The sequence below is a fragment of the Sessilibacter sp. MAH1 genome, from assembly GCF_054658315.1.
The window spans coordinates 76785-95053 of sequence record NZ_BAAGIC010000003.1 but is presented as its reverse complement, the minus strand read 5'-3'; the positions used below and the strand labels follow the sequence as shown (position 1 = coordinate 95053).

The 18269-nt window shown below is 40.2% G+C and carries 9 protein-coding genes; 4 read left to right on the top strand and 5 right to left on the bottom strand.

Annotation, left to right across the window (positions count from 1 at the left end):
* Positions 1-174: 174 nt before the first annotated feature.
* From ACYQ28_RS03900 to ACYQ28_RS03890, 3 genes are all read right to left on the bottom strand, one after another.
* On the bottom strand, positions 175-2772 hold the full coding sequence (locus tag ACYQ28_RS03900) for a CHASE2 domain-containing protein (RefSeq protein WP_460048432.1): 2598 nt from the start codon (positions 2770-2772) through the stop codon (positions 175-177).
* Positions 2762-4132: a FecR family protein gene (locus ACYQ28_RS03895; protein WP_460048433.1), complete on the bottom strand. Its 1371-nt coding sequence runs from the start codon at positions 4130-4132 to the stop codon at positions 2762-2764. The genes ACYQ28_RS03900 and ACYQ28_RS03895 overlap by 11 nt, the downstream gene beginning before the upstream one ends.
* Before the next feature lie 1057 nt (positions 4133-5189).
* Complete coding sequence (locus tag ACYQ28_RS03890) at positions 5190-5909, bottom strand: response regulator transcription factor (RefSeq protein WP_460048434.1); 720 nt, start codon at positions 5907-5909, stop codon at positions 5190-5192.
* Between the two features lie 1526 nt (positions 5910-7435).
* Between ACYQ28_RS03890 and ACYQ28_RS03885 the strand changes: the two genes are divergently transcribed.
* The 4 genes from ACYQ28_RS03885 (at position 7436) to ACYQ28_RS03870 (ending at position 15776) form a co-directional block, all read left to right on the top strand.
* Positions 7436-8683, top strand: a complete 1248-nt coding sequence (locus tag ACYQ28_RS03885; protein ID WP_460048436.1) for an imelysin family protein — start codon at positions 7436-7438, stop codon at positions 8681-8683.
* 452 nt (positions 8684-9135) lie between these two features.
* Positions 9136-10572, top strand: coding sequence for a di-heme oxidoreductase family protein (locus ACYQ28_RS03880; RefSeq protein ID WP_460048438.1), 1437 nt, complete (start codon positions 9136-9138; stop codon positions 10570-10572).
* 305 nt (positions 10573-10877) lie between these two features.
* Positions 10878-11942: an imelysin family protein gene (locus ACYQ28_RS03875; protein WP_460048439.1), complete on the top strand. Its 1065-nt coding sequence runs from the start codon at positions 10878-10880 to the stop codon at positions 11940-11942.
* A gap of 2490 nt (positions 11943-14432) precedes the next feature.
* Positions 14433-15776, top strand: a complete 1344-nt coding sequence (locus tag ACYQ28_RS03870) for an alginate export family protein (RefSeq protein ID WP_460048441.1) — start codon at positions 14433-14435, stop codon at positions 15774-15776.
* A 242-nt stretch (positions 15777-16018) separates the two neighbouring features.
* On the opposite strand, the gene ACYQ28_RS03865 is transcribed toward ACYQ28_RS03870, so the two are convergent.
* Together ACYQ28_RS03865 and grxD are read right to left on the bottom strand one after the other, a co-directional pair.
* Positions 16019-17008 (bottom strand): sterol desaturase family protein, encoded by a 990-nt coding sequence (locus tag ACYQ28_RS03865; protein WP_460048442.1) that lies wholly within the window; start codon positions 17006-17008, stop codon positions 16019-16021.
* 477 nt (positions 17009-17485) lie between these two features.
* Positions 17486-17812, bottom strand: coding sequence for a Grx4 family monothiol glutaredoxin (gene grxD, locus ACYQ28_RS03860; protein WP_460048444.1), 327 nt, complete (start codon positions 17810-17812; stop codon positions 17486-17488).
* Positions 17813-18269 lie beyond the last annotated feature (457 nt).

Here is an 18269-nt window from a genome sequence, read left to right as displayed (position 1 = left end):
GCGGAAATCGCATTTTCAATTTCTGAACGAATCTAATTGTCAGCGATTCTATCAAGCACTCCGGAAGGTTAGCCAAAAACTGCGGGAGACCAGATTTTATCTTTGCTAAAAATTGAAGCACTTTCGGGATTGGTAAGACAGAGATACGCTTAAAGTGAATAACCAAACAAGCAATTATTCTAATTCGTCTTGATAGAGAGGCAGCGCTACCGTAAATGTGCTACCGCGATTTATTTCGCTAGTGACACTAACATGCCCACCGTGTTTTTTTGCGACAATATCAACAAAATGTAAACCTAAGCCAGCGCCAATAACTGTGTTTGTATTAGAAGCCCGGCGAAATTTTTTGAAGACATTTTCTAACTCATCCTGTTTTATACCAATTCCTTCGTCAATAACTTTTACAAACACTTGGTCACGGGCTATCGACACTCTTAAAACAACGTTTGAATTCTCCGGGCTGTATTTAATGGCATTACTCAACAGGTTAATCAAAAGCCTTTCCAATAACTCGCCATCACCCCACACCCATAGATCATCCATGGTTCGCTCCACGGATATTTTGATCTGTTTACTTTGGGCAAAATGACGAATCATTAAGGTAGCGTTATCAATTACCGCATGGAGGTCACACAAGTTAAAATTGGCATCACTGCTAATTTCGGCTCGTGCTAGCTGCAAAAAGCTTTCAGCAAAAGCGAGATTTTTTTCGGCATAGGCTTGAATGTCATCCAATAGACTGTCTACTGACTTAACACCACTTGGGTTTTGGCTGCCTAGCGAATTTCGATATTGCTGTATAAGCGCCAAGATAGAAACGACTGGAGATCGCAAGTCATGGGATAAAAAGTGTAACGCCTCATTACGAGCTTTCTCGTTTTCTTTGATAGCGGTAATGTCTGTGAAGGTGAATAGTAGCGTATCGATCTGATCACTTTGCCAAGACATTGCAGACAATTGGCAAAAAAACTCGCGTTCGGTATCAACAAAAGAGGCCTCTACCGAAATGACCTCTCCATTCAAAACAGATTTGCGAATCAACTCCAACCAGGGCTGATCAATTTTTAGCGGTTTAAGTAAATCTAGGATCGTTGACGACTCACCCACTATGTTTGAAAACAACGAAGACGCCAGATGATTTTGGAAAATTAAATCGCCATAAATATTCGCCACCACAATGGCATCTTGTAACAGATCTAAGCACCGATTGGTAAATAACCTATTTACCTCGGATTGATGGGTAGCCTCTCTCAAACTCGAAATTGTTGCAGTAACTAACTCGGCAGGCTTAGGACTTTTAGATGCTAAAAAGTTGGAATTATGATCAATGGCACTTCGCCATAAAGCGGCCTTGTGACGCTCAAGAGTTGATGGTTCTTGCCACGAAACTCTTACTTTATGAAAAGTATTACCTTCAGAAACGATAATGGGTTTAACGTGACGATCGCCATCGTAAGTGTCATCGCCAGCGATGTCTTCTCCGTTAGTTGTTGTCGAGAAATCAGACTCCGGTGATTCGATGTGCCACTGCTGGATACCAACAATACTCGCAACAAATTGAAGACGCTGTGTTAGAGGTCGTTGCGTTTTATGGATAGGTGTTTTCTCAGTTTGAACTCGGATCAATTCACGTCGTAAAAAACCAATTGCCTGCTCTAATCGTCGCCAACTCCACAAGGGATAAAACAATAATAGAGGAATAATAACACTCAGTGGTGCAAACCAAATTCGCACCGTAAAAATGGCCGTACAAATTACCCCTAAGAAACCAACAACATAAAAAACCGTTAAGATTAAATACTGTCGCGGTGTCGACTTAGCCGCTAAGACAATCAATAAAAAAACACTTAGACCCGACAAAAACCAATGAATACCCGCAGACACAGGTGTAATTGTGGTACGTGATCGCAGACTGTTAAATACGTTAGCATTAAACTCAACACCGTCCATAGTTCCGTATGACGTAGCAACGATATCGCCCAACCCTCTTGCGGTTGCACCCACAATAATAATCTTATCTTTTAAATTTCGAGCCGGCACACGTCCTTGAATGACATCCGTAAACGATACCGTTTCAATGGCCGGTGGCGGCCCAGATAACGGAATTAAATTATAAAAATCTCTTTCAATAATAAAAGAGGAAGAGCTCCCTGAACCGCCGGTCAATCCTGGCAATGAGCCACCGTCGGATTCTTCAACCATATTTAACAGTACTTGCATTAAATGCGGCCAATAGGCTTGGCCTAAGCCCTCTTTTAAAAAAACAGCCCGACAAACGCCGTCAACATCGTATTCAACATGCACATGCCCCAAATATTCGGTTGCGGAAGCTAATTCGGGAGTCGGAAGAATCTCCAATACTTGACCACCCAAATAGGTTTGTTCCATATGTACAGATAACGCTACCTTACCCATTCTTTTTATAGATTCGGCAAAAGCAGCATCACCACCAACGTCAAATTGATCGCTCTCGGGAAAGACAACATCAAAGGCAATTGCCTTAGCACCGGCCTCGTGAAGGCGATCCACCAGTTGAGCGTGGGCGCGCCTCGGCCAAGGCCAGCGACCTAACTCCAGCAAACTCCGTTCATCAATAGCGACAATGAGTAATTCTGGATCGGGCTGCACAGGAAATGTAGTTATGAGCGCATCGTAGATGGCTTGATCGACGGAATAACCCCATCGCCATATTGAGATCACTATGGCAAAAAATGACATAGCGCCTGCAAAGAGCAGGCGTTCTAGCAGAATATTGGAAGGTTTAAAGCGCAAGAATTAAAACCCAAAAAACAGACCACGCCGTTAATGCTTTTCCTGGTAGGCGGTCAATGACCAATTGGCCGGTCTGCGAAAATTCGCTGTTAATGCCATCACCGGAAACCGCTTTAATACGATAATAAAAACCCTGATCATAATCACTGTGCCAGGTAAGCATTAAATTTGGCTCAGTCACCACATAGGATTCGGTAACCTCGATAAAATCTGCCGTGCGAGAAACCTCAACAATGTAGCTCTGCGCTTGCTCAGAGCCCTGCCATTGAAGAACAATATCGTTTTCGGGTTTTGCCACTGATTTTGCGCGAGCAACCACCGGTGCATCAACCTTCTCTGTTAAACACACACGAATATTTTGCGGCAGCCCCTGAATTCCTTCTTGATCAATAGCCTTCAACTGAAATCGAAAACAGCCTTCGGAATATGCAAGAGCCGCATCAGTGTACTGCACACCAGCAAGCTCAATACTCTCAATAACCTCACCTTGGTCATTATCTTTTAAGACATCTAACTTGTAGGCAGTAGCATCGGCAACATCAACCCATGCCAAGCTCACAGGCACAGTTTGTACGGTTTTTACCAACTCATGCCAAGACGGCGCAACTAATAAGGGCTTGGGCGCAGACGGAGCCTTACCTTGTTCGGTTTTAACGGAAAAACCTTTTTTGACATCAACCTCAGAAGTGTTGGCACTCACCGCAACAACACCTTCAGTCACTTCAGTAATGGAAATATTTTTATCTTCTTGATCAGAATCGGCAGATCTTGATACCAATCGATATTCCGTACCTCTTACCGCGGCAATCGCCGAAGGTGTACGAATTTGAAAGCGGCTTTTCGGTTGTCTTTCAGGAACGCGAGTTTTAACAGCACCCGAATTTAAAAAGATTTCTGATCGATACGAGTCAGTTGGAGAATATCCTGATTGAGACTCGATCAAAAGCTTACTGTTTGGCTCTATTTGCAGCAAAGTACCGTCATCAAAACGCAAGGTTGCATAGCTATTTTCCCCAGTAATAACCGTTGTTCCCAAAGCCAACTTTTCACCCAATTCGATAATCGATAGATCATTGGGGTCATCGGTGTAGCTCCAAACCTCACCAGAGTAATAACTTAACGTAGTTGTTTTGGGAACATCCTTCAGCCACGAGATTGGAAAGCGAATAATTAGACCGGGAGGGAGCTGCCGGGGATAGATGACGGAGTTGTAATTACCCAGTTTCAACCAACAATCTGCACGGGTGGTGTATTGAGCGCACAAATTCCAAAGGTTATCCCCCGGTCTTACGCTGTATAACCAATCTTTTTCAGCTTTAGCCGACATTGACACAAAAGCCAACGTTAAAATGCTGGTCAAAAATACATTCCGCATTATCAAATTTAACTCCCTAACGTGAAGCAATTATTTTTATAGATTCGCACTGGTTCGCACGTATTAGCCGCAAGATATAATAAGAAGACAGCCCAGAATCTTTGCGTAACCCTCCCGCAAATTTATTCAAAAGCGGAGTTTTAAACACAACCACTAACGACCTCTACCCTCTCCAACTTCTGGTCTTTACAACGACAGAGCGTTATTTAAATGACCAATACATCTGTATTCACAATAAAAATATTCAGCTCATAAGCAACTGCCATTCTAACAGTTTATGAGCAGCGACAAACCTAGATATTTCGAAATAGGTATTTAACTACAAAATAAGTCACTGAAATTACACAGCGATATTAGATGACACTTGCAATTTGTGTCCCTTGATTCAGAACAGGCAATGCTAATTAACCTAGAGTTATCTGTGACAGATGGATAGACCACCCATTTCAAGAAAGGCAAGTGATTGAAATTGTGAAGAAATTGAGTATCGCACCGACTATTTCTGCCCTTTGATTAAGTTCTGGAGGAGTCCACCAGAAATTTCCCGCCGACCGCAGACCAACCCACTATCACCCTAGCTTGAAGACTAAACACTTAAAATACGGCACTCAATGACCCAGCCTCTTTGTATGTTTTCACCCTATAAGAAATAACACCTTAAACATTGCACCACAGACTTTAATGACCGTATTTTCTCGATTTAAAATATCAACGTTTAAGCAAAAATCTGATAAAAACGTCGTTAAATCTACGATTTTTAAAATCGTTAAGCAAAAAATTCATTACATTATGATAAGCACGCTGGGGAATTGATAACTATCTGTTTGAAAATAAGAATTGTGTGTAAACACACATGCGGAAAGGAGTAATTTCAATCAAAAAATTTTAGCTAACCCAACTCTTTTCCTTACAAAAACTACGGAAATTAAAATGCTATGAAATATCAATAAAAACTAGCCAATAAAAACCAGCCAACAAACACTGCCATTGAAAAACTGCGGTTAAAAAAACTAACGATAAATTACGTATCAAAGTAGAGGCACTATGCCTCTACTTTTTCTAATCGATATCCGTGTTGATAAACAGTTTTTATACAAAAGCCGCAAGAAGGTTCTATTTTCAAGTTCCTGCGCATACGACTGATGTGCATATCCACGGTACGCGTATTGAGATTTGCATCAACTCCCCAAACCTCTTTTAACAAAAACTCTCTCGACAGTAACTTACCTTGATTACGGATGACACACACGGCCAATTGATAATCTTTGCGAGTCATTTTTACTTCTTGATCATCCACAAAAACTTGTTTGTTACGCGTATCAATCGTGACGTGCGCCAGACGAATAAAATGATCATCGGTTTTCAGACCTGCACGTCGGCTAATTGCCGCAACACGAGCTAACATCTCGCCTTGGCGAGGCGGTTTAATCAAATAATCGTCAGCTCCGGCCTTCAAAGCTTCAACAACGTCGTCTTCACTGTCACGTTGGGTAGAAAAAATAACAGGCAACTCCAATGACTGATGCTCACGAATCCATCGCAATGCATCAAGCCCGGTTGCATCAGGCAATTGCCAGTCTAAAATTGCCATATCTAATGGTTGATTTTCCATTAATTCAATAAAGCTGCTCACTCTATCGGCATGAAAAACCTGATATCCATCATTCGACAACCATTGCTTAAGCAACTCCGCCTGAGCAACATCGTCTTCTAACAATCCAATTTTCAGGTTATTCCCTTCGGACCTGTCCGTATCTGTCATATCAATAACTCTAAACTTGTAATTTTTATTACATTGCAAATTGCTAGTGAAAGTTGATTAGTCAATAATTCTATACCACTGCCACACAACATATGATTAAAGAAGCACTACTTTTTAAAACACTAACTACTTAGAAGATATTTTTTTATATTAATTTGAATATTAGTTAAAATTATATTTCAATACGGTGCGCATCGAATTTTGCCGATAACACTCTTACATTCAATTACTCAAAATAATGCGACTTTTACCACATCTTGAGCGACGGCATATTTCAACAAATGATCAACAAATACTAAATTCCGTACCTAAAAATAACGGCTTCTTAGCGTTATATTTTTAACAATTATTGTCATTGATATCTGAGACCAGCTAAAACAGAATAACTACCTGTAATTTTTTACTCTGTTTAACACGATGTAATTTCAAGATTTAAAAAAATACAGTCTCGATAAAATTCAATCATGGTCGATGCAATTAAAGCCCTACTTGCATGGTTTTAGCGATGCGATAAAAGCTGCTCTAATAATGAAAACTTACATTTGAAAATAAACTTCACTAACACAGAACCAAACGACATTCGAGACAGTCAAATCAGTAACTTTGTTACTAAATACCATACAACTCTCTTTGATCCATACAATTCAATTTGATAAGGTTACACTCATTGTTACCGTCCATTTGTTTGCATTAAGAATAAACTTAAAACGCAATCAAAAAATAGTATTCCGTGAACAATGTTTTTAACTTTTGATAGATTGGCAGGTTATTCTCAATATCGTTAATTCATAAATACGCAAACTTGATTATTCAGATCAATCAAGCCACCGGAACAAACTTAAGCAATTTACGCACTTTCCACCGTAAAATTGCTTGTCAAAAATGTCTGTTCAAAAATACACATCCGTAGCTAATTCAATAAATAAAGTAGTCTTAGGCAATTCCATTTATTTGAATAAGATTTATTGTTAATTACAAACTCGCTCTATTTCATAAACTCTCAAACACTCACAATGGGTGTTTTTACAAAATATGGCAAACAGTCCTTTTAAATAGATCCAATATTGTTAGCGTAATTTTCTTAAGATACATATACGTTTTGTCGACTCAGTGATATGCATAATTTGTAATTATTTTTATTCATAAAAAGCCAGTCTATATATTTCAATATTGAACCAATTACGAATACACTCGGTCGAAATTAACCCTTCTAAACAATTGATGCATCTATTTGCCCTGTTTTAGGTCAAGAAAATGCACGAACAATCTTTTTAATCACTTTGGTTTGGACTATTGTGTCTTTTATTCCACAGACACTCCAGCAATCGAAAATCAATTTTACGATCGTTTACTTTTTACACTAAAAATCAGCCAATTAGCTGGTAAAACTCCCAGTAGTAACGCTTCTATTTGATAATAATTATTACTAACTTTATTATCGTGTCTGAATTTTCGTAAAAAATTAGCCAATAGGTTTTACCGAGTTTTTGGAAATAGACGGATCCAAGCTCTATTTGAGGACTGTTATGAGAAATATGTTAGTAGGCTTGAGTCTTATCTCTTTAGTTAGCGTTTCCGCTGCCACAGAGGCAGTTACAGAAAAAGATGTTGTGAATGGTTATGCCGATCTTGCCCATACTATTTATGAAGACACTCTCTTAACGGCCCAACAATTACAGAATTCCATCGAGACTTTTTTAGCAGATCCATCCCATGACAAATTAGTCGCTGCCCAAAAAGCATGGATCGCAGCCAGACGTCCGTACCAACAATCTGAAGCCTTTCGATTTGGACATTCCGTTGTCGATGAGAAAGACCTGCGTCTAAATTCTTGGCCGTTGGACGAAGGATTTATTGATTACGTCGATGACTCGTATCTTGGCGAGCTAGGTAATTCGGGCGCTACGGCCAACATCATTGCTTCGAAGTCATTAACGTTAGGTGCCAAAGAATACGATCTATCGGTGTTATCTCCGGAACTTCTTGAGCAATTAAACGAGTTTGGCGGCTCTGAGGCGAATGTTGCAACCGGCTATCACGCCATAGAGTTTTTGCTGTGGGGTCAAGATTTATACGGTACTGAATTGGGTGCGGGCGAGCGGCCTTACACTGACTTTATAATTGGTGACGCCTGTACCAATGGCAATTGTGATCGCCGACGTGATTATCTTTTAGCAGCGACAAATCTTTTGGTCTCTGACATCGCTTATTTAGAAGAGCAATGGGCGCCCAAACAAGATAATTACAGAGCCGCATTTGTAAGTTTATCCACCAATGAAGCCTTGTCACGAATTCTGTTCGGCATGGGATCTTTGGCATTTGGAGAATTAGCTGGTGACCGAATGCGAGTTGCCCTTGAGGCCAACTCGCCTGAAGATGAGAACGATTGCTTCAGCGACAATACGCACAACGGTTACTTCGACAACGCAAAAGCCATCGTGAATGTTTACACCGGCGAATATCAACGTTCGACCGGACAGCTCTTTTCTACAGATTCGCTTGCGGAACTTGTCGCCCAGAAAAATCCAGACCTCGCCCAAAAGATGCAACATCAACTCTCCGATACTCAAGCGAAGTTTCAAGCCATGGTTAACGCGGCGGAAGATAAAACATCACCGATGAAGTTTGATCAAATGATTGCCGAAGGCAACGATCGCGGTGTGGCATTAATCAACAACGCCATTGCGTCTTTAGCACAAGAGACTGCCTTAATTGAACAGGTCGCAGCGACGCTTGGTATTGACAATTTAAACCCCGATTTAGCCGCTGAATAATCTTCTCCGAATCGCCTAATTGATAAGCATAAAGGTTGTGCTTGTGAATTAGGCGAAATTCGGTAACCCCATCGCAATCCACTCAATTTAACGTATACCAAAAACTCAAACGGAGCTTCCAGAGGAAATAAGGATGCTCCTTGACGCCAAACAACAATAAGCCATTGAAATTATTAAGAAATTGCAAATCGTATTTTTAATTTTTGCGCTCTTATTGATTCACTCATGCGTTAATCAGAGGCTCCTGTAGCAAAATCGCAGGTACACCAAAGCAGCGCGCCTCACTACGGACCAGTGGCACAAATCTAGAAATCTATGCAGCCGTGTAGCAACTCAGAAAGAATAAATTTATTATTTAGAATTTCTTTCATATGATATTGATTCGCATCAACGGAAAATCTGTAAAATAGCGAACAATCTGAATTTGCAGATGAACAAATCAAGGCAAGAACATGAGTAGCGTAATCCGTCGCACAACTACCCTAGGTGTTAGCATTGCTGTAATGACGATTGTTTCGGCATGCGATATTTTTTCACCTCAAGACAATCAACAAACAACAAAACAACGTGTCATCGTTGAAATTCCAGAAAATATTGGCGGCGCCAATGCCGTGGCAAACACCACCACCAATGCATTCTCATTACCATCCGCTAGTATGCCGCTTACCGAGCGGCTCAATTTCAGCGTCGGCAACAGCTTTTTTAGAAATCCTTGGGTTACCGCACCTTCCTCAACAACCGCACGCGATGGCTTAGGTCCTTACTTTAATACCAATGCCTGCCAAAATTGCCATATTAAAGACGGTCGCGGCCATTTACCGGCAAGTGATGACGATAATCACGTATCACTCTTGGTTCGATTAAGTATTGGCCCATCATCTGATCCAAAACACTCGGTGCTTACTCATCCGATTCTTGGTGAACAGTTACAAGACATGGCGATTCCAGGATTAGAGCCCGAAGCAAAACTGAGTTTTAAATACCAATATCAAACGCAGACATTATCGGGTGATGAAAAAGTTGAACTCAGAAAACCCATCGCTGTTATCGAAAACGCCATTTACGACGCGCCTCTCGACAACCTACAAACGTCTGTTCGTATTGCACCAGCGATGATTGGTTTGGGTTATCTCGCGGCTTTATCGAATGAACAAATTCTGGCAAACGCCGATCCAGATGACCTAGACAAAGATGGTATCTCAGGTAAAGCAAACACCGTTTGGAATCTAGCGACGCAGTCCCAAGATTTAGGACGATTCGGCTGGAAAGCCGGACAACCTAATCTGAAACAGCAAAATGCATCTGCGTTTTCCGGCGACATGGGTTTAACCAGCTCAATTGTTGCTCACGACGACTGCACACAATCTCAAACCGACTGCACATCGGCGATTAACGGTGGGGCACCAGAAGTCAGCGATAAAATCTTAGATCGAGTAACCTTCTACACCGCCAATCTTGCTGTTCCTTTACGAAGAATTAACGACGAAGCCACGATAACCGCGGGCGCTGAAATATTCCAAACCATCGGCTGCGCCGATTGTCACAAGGTATCCTGGCAAACCCCAGAAGTACCCGATATGCCTTGGCTTAGTAACCAAACTATTTACCCTTTTACCGATTTGTTGTTGCATGACATGGGAGAAGGTCTGGCCGACCATCGCAGTGAATTTAATGCTAGTGGCACTGAATGGCGAACAGCTCCACTGTGGGGAATTGGCTTAACCAGCACGGTAAACAGTGAGTTTGGTTTCCTCCACGACGGTAGAGCCAGAAATCTCACCGAAGCCATCGTTTGGCACGGCGGCGAAGCTCAAACTAGCCAACAGGCTTTTGTGAACTTACCGGCCAACGAAAGAAAACAGTTATTAGCGTTTTTAAACAGTTTGTAGGAACCTCTGATTAACTCATCCTTGATTTAATCAGAGGGCAGAAATTGAAAATGTGATTTCCAATTTCTTCACAATTTCAATCACTTACCGTTCTTGAAATTGGCGACACATCCTTGTGTCGCGAGAAACTCTAGGTTAATCAGAGTTTCCTGTAGTTAAGCGCAACTCAAAACCTAACGGCGGTACGAATTTTTCTAGAGAAATTTGATAGTAGCTCTTCCAACAGAGACTCTACCAAAAATGGCTCTACCAAAAATGATTCCGCCGAGAATTTAATGAATTACCCTTATTGACTCTGAAACACTATGAAGCAACTCAATCGAATTTTTATCGCGTCTTCAGTAATTGCTCTCGTCGCCTGTAGCGATACAGCGGTAAATCCTGATCAGTTACTGATAAATTCAATGAACAATCAATTTATCAAACCCACTTATCACGAATTTACGCTTCAAACCGAAAGTCTCGCAAAATCCACAGAAAATTGGACCTGCGACGCAGGTATTTCTGAGCAACAACAAGCAGATATTCAAGCACAGTGGCAAAACACAATGAACGCTTGGCAAGCAGCAAAAGCGATTCATTTCGGCCCAGTGACTGACGAACGTATTGATTGGAAACTTCAATTTTGGCCAGACAAGAAAAACCTTGTGGCGTCAAAAACATTGGGATTATTCAAACAAGAAATCACCGAAGAAAACCTACAGGGTGCAAGTGTTGTAACACAAGGCATCAGCGCCTTGGAATATCTATTGTATGACGAGCGCTTTTCAGAACTCTCGAATCAGCCAGAACTGCGAACAAAACACTGCCAACTGACAAAACTTGTAGCGCAAAATATCCAAACAAATGCCGTAAAAATTGAAAGCTCTTGGACATCATACGAACCAAGTTTTATTGGGGATGGCAGTGAAACGTGGAATGCCGATACCTCAATTGGAAACATATTTGACAGCGTGTTATTGACTCTTGAAGAAGTTGCCAATCAAAAAATTGGCTCACCTATTGGTAGTACAAACAACTATACACAGGCGAATTTTTACTTTTTAGAATCTTGGCGATCAAAGCATTCCGCAGAAAATATTCAAGCGAGCTTATCAGCAGTATTGAATTTATTTAATAACGGTGGGCTCAAAAACTACTTGTCTGAAAAAGGCATGCCGCAATTATCACAGGAAATTGCGTTAGGGTTAGAAGAAGCGATTAACCTCACTCACAATCTTGATAAGCCACTTGCCGAACATCTATCCGAACAAGCCGAAGAGCTTAAACAAATCCAGCAAAGAGTTAATGCCGTTAAAACGCTCATAAAAAATAAGGTAGTTACCAACCTAGAACTGCCGATTGGATTCAACGATAACGATGGCGATTAAAGTTCGTCCACAGAATTTATTTAACGAAAACTCTGATTTATTGTAAAACTTCGCGCGACACAAGGATGAGTCACCAATCTCAAGAACGGCAATGATTGAAATTGTGAAAAAATGGAAATTACGTTGCTTAATCAGCGACCCCCTAAAATGCCCTTTGTCGATACATTTAACCCTAAGATCTGTGCGATCAGTCGGTGGGAGTCGCCTTTAGAACTCTGCATCGTTGAATCCGTCAACATGCAGAGTTTAAAAGTCACGACGAGATGAGTGATATTATCCTTGTTAATCTCATAATGATTTACTCAAAAATGAAACAGTAGGTTATGAGTGCTGAATTTTAATTCAGTCACGAATTAAAACACCCAAAGACACCCAATAAATCCTAAGTAGTCAGATTAAGATTTATTCATAAAACAACGCTAAAAACGTTGCCATAAGCTACTGCCTATCGGTCATAATCAAATCGATTAGGTTCTTTCACTTTTGCAGCGTCCAGAGAATAACGCAGTTTTATGAAGTTCGTTGATCTCACCGGTTAAATTGATTTAATCGATCAACTAGCTCAACACACATATAAATAAATTAAATAGTTATACTTATAATGGATCAATTTCGTACTAATTTCACCACTTCGATCAACAAAACAACAAAGCAATCTCGTCAAATATAAATTTATTCATACCGGTACATTTATTTAATCAATAAAGAGGAAAAAATCGCTGATTAAATGGCGGGAAAAAAAATTATTCGGGGAATAAATAGACTTAAATTTTAACTTCTTAACGCTTTTTTACTTATAACTTTTGGGGTAAAAATAAATTTTATTTGTATTTATCGAACTAATAAAACGCTCATTTTAAATAATTTAAATAACGCTCATAGAATACTAATTGCAAAATTCTATTGCATTTCACAAAAACTCTTAATTTAAAAAATAGCCACGCCATCTTAAAAATTGTATCTTTTAAAAACTGCCTATTTTTATCAACAAAGAAACATAAATCACCCTAAAAATCTGCACAGAGAACATCCGCTAAGGAACATGCGCTTATAATCAAATAAATCTCCGTCTGAACATTAAGCACACTCAAAATACATTTAAAATTTTTGCCCACCACTCAAAAGCAGCTCAAGCTGCTCATATTGAGCTATGACCACAAACAAAAAACTATCACCGTGAAATCTTTTTCCTATCAGGCGTAACTATAGAAAAAATTGATGCCGATAAATCTTTCCAGAAATTGAGGACGAATTAACCATAAATCTAAAGGCGCTTCTTTGGAATATCAGAGTAATAAAGCACCCTTAATTCACAAGAAAAAGAAACCTAGAATGTCACGATCAATACCTACCCTAAGACTAAATCAAAGGCGAATTCACTAGGACACCCTTTCGAGATTTAAAAAGATAACTAAATAAATCACGCAATCGTGCTTTATTTAGCAAAACTTCTGAATAACTCCGCCCGAATTAAATCAAAGCACAAAAATTAATAACATGACTTTCAATTACGTTGCAATTTCAATTATTCATCGTTCTTGAAATTGATGACACCCACCTCTGTCTAAGAAAACTCTATATTGATAACGTGATTTCTAAATCAGACATCTAAAAAGGTAAAATCAAGTTCATTAATTTATATTTTCATAGGAATCCCTGATTACCTCAGGGTTTTCTATAGGAACCTCTGATTAACTCATCCGTGACTTAATCAGAGGTTCCTATAGTCGCCAGCAATCATGCTAAAAATCTATGCGCGATAAAAGTTGGCTGTGGTTCATTTGAAAGCACTTGCCTGCCAATAATACCCGGTAAGAATCAAGGTTTATTGTTATGGAATATTTTTACCTTATCTTTGAGAATGATGAAAAAGTAATTTCAAAAAGAGTGAGCACTTATTTGCTGGCCGAATTAACTCAGCCGAACTTCACCTAGATGTTGAGTAATTAAGAGTTGATGACCGAGAACAGGTCTTCTTGATAAAAACACGCTAATGTCAACGTTTAATGATCTGTTGTAAACAAACAAATGGGAAAACACGCTGTTAAATAGGATCAACTTGGTTTAAAAAATTATCTAAAGAGACAACATTTAAAAAATCGATGTAACGACACATCAAACGTAATATTAGAATTAGACATTGTTGGATTTATGCAAAATGTAGTTAAGGACAGCTGTTAGTTAATCGATAAAAAAGCCATAGAAACCTCCGGTAACTACACCATGATTTAATCAGAGGCCCCTATATAACCTTAACAGCCTTGATCGTGATAAGGGCTTACAGAAACGACACAATGAATACTGCATACAGAGTTTGTTAGGCGACTAATAACTCATACCCAAAAGCGTATTATTTTCAACGAAGCCCATAAAGTTAACGAATTAACGACATAACCGTGTCAACGATTTAATTAAAATTGTTTTTTAATTAAAATACTCCTAACCCGCAACGTAAATATGAAAATTCGAATTTATAATTAAGAAACCCTTATGAAACGACATCTCAAACCTTCACTTTTATTATCTTCAATTATCGCATGCTCTATGGGTTTTAATGCTCAAGCCGAGCAATCCATTACACCAGAGTGGTTAAAAATTTCAGGCGAATCTCGGTTGAGATTTGAGCATCTCGATGAGCAGTTTCGTGTCGGTACCGATGGTAGTGACCAAGGCTTATTCCTACGCACCTTGCTAAAAGCCGATGCAGATCTCGGTAAAGTGAATCTTGTTGGCGAGCTTATTGACGCTCGTGAGTTGTTCGATATCGCCGACGAAGGCTCTCCTTTAAGCACCAGTACCAACAACCCACTGGATGTTTTGCAGCTTTACGCCAAAGTCGATTTGTTTGCCGATACCGATAAAAACATCGAAAGCTATGTTCGCGTCGGTCGCTTTACAATGGATATCGGTACCCGTCGTTTTGTTTCTCGCAACGGTACTCGCAATACGATCAACAGCTACAATGGTATTGACTGGCATTACAATAATTCTAAATTAGCGTTTAGAGCTTTTTACACCAATCCAGTACAACGTCGTATTGATGGCGACCCATTAGACAACGATCCTAAAACTGATCAAGCGTTTGATGAGGTCGATTTTTGGGGTGTTTATCTTTCGCCGAAAACAACCAAAATCAACAACGAATGGTATGTGTTTGATCTTAAAGAAGATGACGACATCAACCAAGCTACCAACAATCGTGACCTAACCACTGTAGGCACACACTGGTGGACTAAAGCCAAAACCAGCGAATGGTATTACGACGCAGAAGTTGCTTATCAATGGGGCGACACACGCAGTTCATCAAGTTCTACCACCGATTTAGATCAACAAGCCTACTTTGTTCACTTAGAAACAGGCTACAGTTTTGACGCTAAATACTCACCAAAGCTGTCGTTTATTTATGACTACGCCAGTGGCGACGAAGATCCTAACGATCTAGACAGTGAACGCTTTGATACCTTATTTGGTTCTCGCCGTTTTGATTACGGCCCAACGGCTGTGTTTGGCCCGTTCATCAGAAGCAACATCAGTACTCCGGGAGTTAAACTCAATCTAAAACCAACGTCACAAACCAAGGTTTTAGTGGGTTTACGTGGATTTTGGCTTGCCGAAGAAACCGATGCCTTCTCTGGTGCGAGAATTCCAGCTAACGCCGATAACTCCGATACTTACATTGGTACTCAGTTAGAAGCTCGCTGGCAGTGGACTTCTAGCAATAAAAAAATCAAAGTGGATTTAACCGGCGCGTACTTAAACGCCGGTGACGTATTGGAAAACAACGATAAAAACGACTCCACCTTTGTTTATACTGCGGTAACTTACGTCTTTTAATCTCAAGGCATAGGGTTATCCCGCTCCCAATGGGCAAATCCCTAACCCGCTCTTTCAGCTCGGAGAAATCCGAGCTGTTAAAGTATCCAACCTCCCCCAAATGACCGTCGCTACCATCACCGCCGGCTCTAAAAACTGCTGTATTAAAGTGGCGAATCTTGCCTAAAAATCGGTGAAACGCTCAAGCGTAAAAACAGCTCAAAAAAACCTAAGCCGATCAGGAATATGCTAAATATCACAATTTATTCGGATTTATAGGCGTTTTGCAGGGGAAAATCGTTAGCCTGTGGAGAAGAAATAAAATCAGACTCCACCGTTAACAATGGCGAGTTTTCACCTAAGCCAAACGATAGGGCTTTGGTTTTCGAGATATTCTGGCTTGAATACCAACTGTTAAAAAACCGATCCCATATTGCCAAAACAGATCCAAAGTTTTTATCAAAATGCTCAGGCTCACTAGAATGATGAACCTGATGTTGCAACGGGCTGATAAACCATTTTTCGAAAAAACCGAATCCCAACGGAATATGACTGTGGCGCAAATTCGCGCCTACTAAGTTAAAAATAACAATACAAGCATTACTGCCTAATAGAGTTACACCCGTTAGCTTGCCTGAAAACAAAAATAAAAAAACGCCGGTAATAACAACATAAACCAACAAAGCACGGAAAAAATACAACATCATTTCGACCGGATGTACACGATACAAAGTAATGGGCGTTAAATTGGTAGCACTGTGATGAACCTTGTGAAATCGCCATAACATCGGCGACAAATGCAAAGCCCGGTGCAATAAAAATCGGCTTAAATCATCGATAATAAAAAATACCAGCGTATATAAAAGCGCTAAAAATCCAGGCGCTACCTGCCAGCCTGGCGAAACAAACCAAGCTCTTAAATGATCATCAACCCAAAGGGTTCCGGTTGCATAAGAAAATACTACCGGCACTAATGCCGTGTATTTAATAACGCTGTTGGTTAGCCAATAACTTACATCAACAAGACTGGATTTAGTGCGCCAGTGTGCCGCAGAAAAGAAGCCCACAAAATACCGACCAAAAGAAAACTCTTGATGAGCGATGGATTCTTTTTGAAATTGACGAAAACGAAGTGCCAGAAAAACAACAGCAATAACCACATTGGCCAGTAAAAATAGCCAAAATACTCGACTGCCGGAATCTGCAATTGATTGAAAAGGACTGAGCAATCCTATTTTTAAGGATTCAAGCATGCTCAATAAACCCTAGTTGATGTGGTTAATTCAAAATACGATAGATTGAATAAACGATAACACAGAGGCTAAAGATTGATATTGTTGAAGTAACCATCGACGTGCGTAGCAGCACGAGACTGACTCAATGTTAACAACGAAAGATTTGCTCTAACAAATAATAGGTTCAATGACGGAGTTCAATTAAAGAGTTTATATTCAAATGAACCACGAAAAACCTACTCATTTAAACACCGAGCCATAATTCTATAAGAACCTCTGATTAACTCATCCATGAATTCATCAGAGGACAGAAATTGCAAATACGATTTCCAATTTCTTCACAACTTCAGTGACTTACCATTTTTGAAATTGACAACACGTCCTTGTGATGCTGGAAGCTCTGGACTAATCAGAGTTTCCTATAAAAACAGAGTTCCTGTAAAAACAGGGTTTTAAAAATTATGGCTCAGGCGTAAATCTACAAACGGGTCGATTTTATTCAGCAGCTTGAGGAGCAGCCTCATCAACCAATGATTTCAACTCACCTTTTTCATGCATCTCGGTGATGATGTCACAGCCGCCAATAAGCTCACCTTTAACCCATAGCTGTGGGAAGGTTGGCCAGTTAGCATAGGTTGGAAGATTGGTACGAATTTCAGGATTGCTCAGAATATCGACATAAGCAAAACGTTGTCCGCACTCCATCAAAGCTTGCGAAGCACGCATTGAGAAACCGCACTGCGGCGCGCTTGGTGAGCCTTTCATGTAAAGAATAATTGGATTCTCTTCGATCTGAGACTTAATGGTCTCCATAATATCCACGATAGCTTCTCCTCTGTAGAGGTATCAAATGATTAGTGTTGTCACTTGCAATGACTCTTAGTTCGGCATTCTACACATCAGTCTCTCGCAAAGCCAAGCAAGATCCGTGTTGTTGAGGTTGAATACGTTAGATCGAGATTTTTAGCCTGCAATTACGCCTTTCAAGTTCAATACCTGCCTTATTCATCACAAAAATGTGACTGATCTTGGAAACCCTACCAACAATAAAGGAGCGCCTTGTCTTGAATGCTAAGCTTTGTTTTCAGTTTACCTTTACCGAACATGAAATTTTGTCGATGAATATGGCACGGTATGCCACGAAATCGACATCTTAGATGAGTAATCTCAATGATTTCGCGACAAGAATGACGAAAATGTGTTTCTAGACATAGGTCGAGCTTTGCCAAGCGCTCTTAATCGTCTAGTATTGCCAGTTTTTCGCGATTTAAGCGAGGAA

Bases quoted from the DNA above. Each gene is read 5' to 3' on its own strand.
- ACYQ28_RS03875 (WP_460048439.1), top strand. From the start codon at position 10,878: ATGAAGCAACTCAATCGAATTTTTATCGCGTCTTCAGTAATTGCTCTC.
- ACYQ28_RS03880 (WP_460048438.1), top strand. From the start codon at position 9,136: ATGAGTAGCGTAATCCGTCGCACAACTACCCTAGGTGTTAGCATTGCT.
- ACYQ28_RS03885 (WP_460048436.1), top strand. From the start codon at position 7,436: ATGAGAAATATGTTAGTAGGCTTGAGTCTTATCTCTTTAGTTAGCGTT.
- ACYQ28_RS03865 (WP_460048442.1), bottom strand. From the start codon at position 17,008: ATGCTTGAATCCTTAAAAATAGGATTGCTCAGTCCTTTTCAATCAATT.
- ACYQ28_RS03890 (WP_460048434.1), bottom strand. From the start codon at position 5,909: ATGACAGATACGGACAGGTCCGAAGGGAATAACCTGAAAATTGGATTG.
- ACYQ28_RS03870 (WP_460048441.1), top strand. From the start codon at position 14,433: ATGAAACGACATCTCAAACCTTCACTTTTATTATCTTCAATTATCGCA.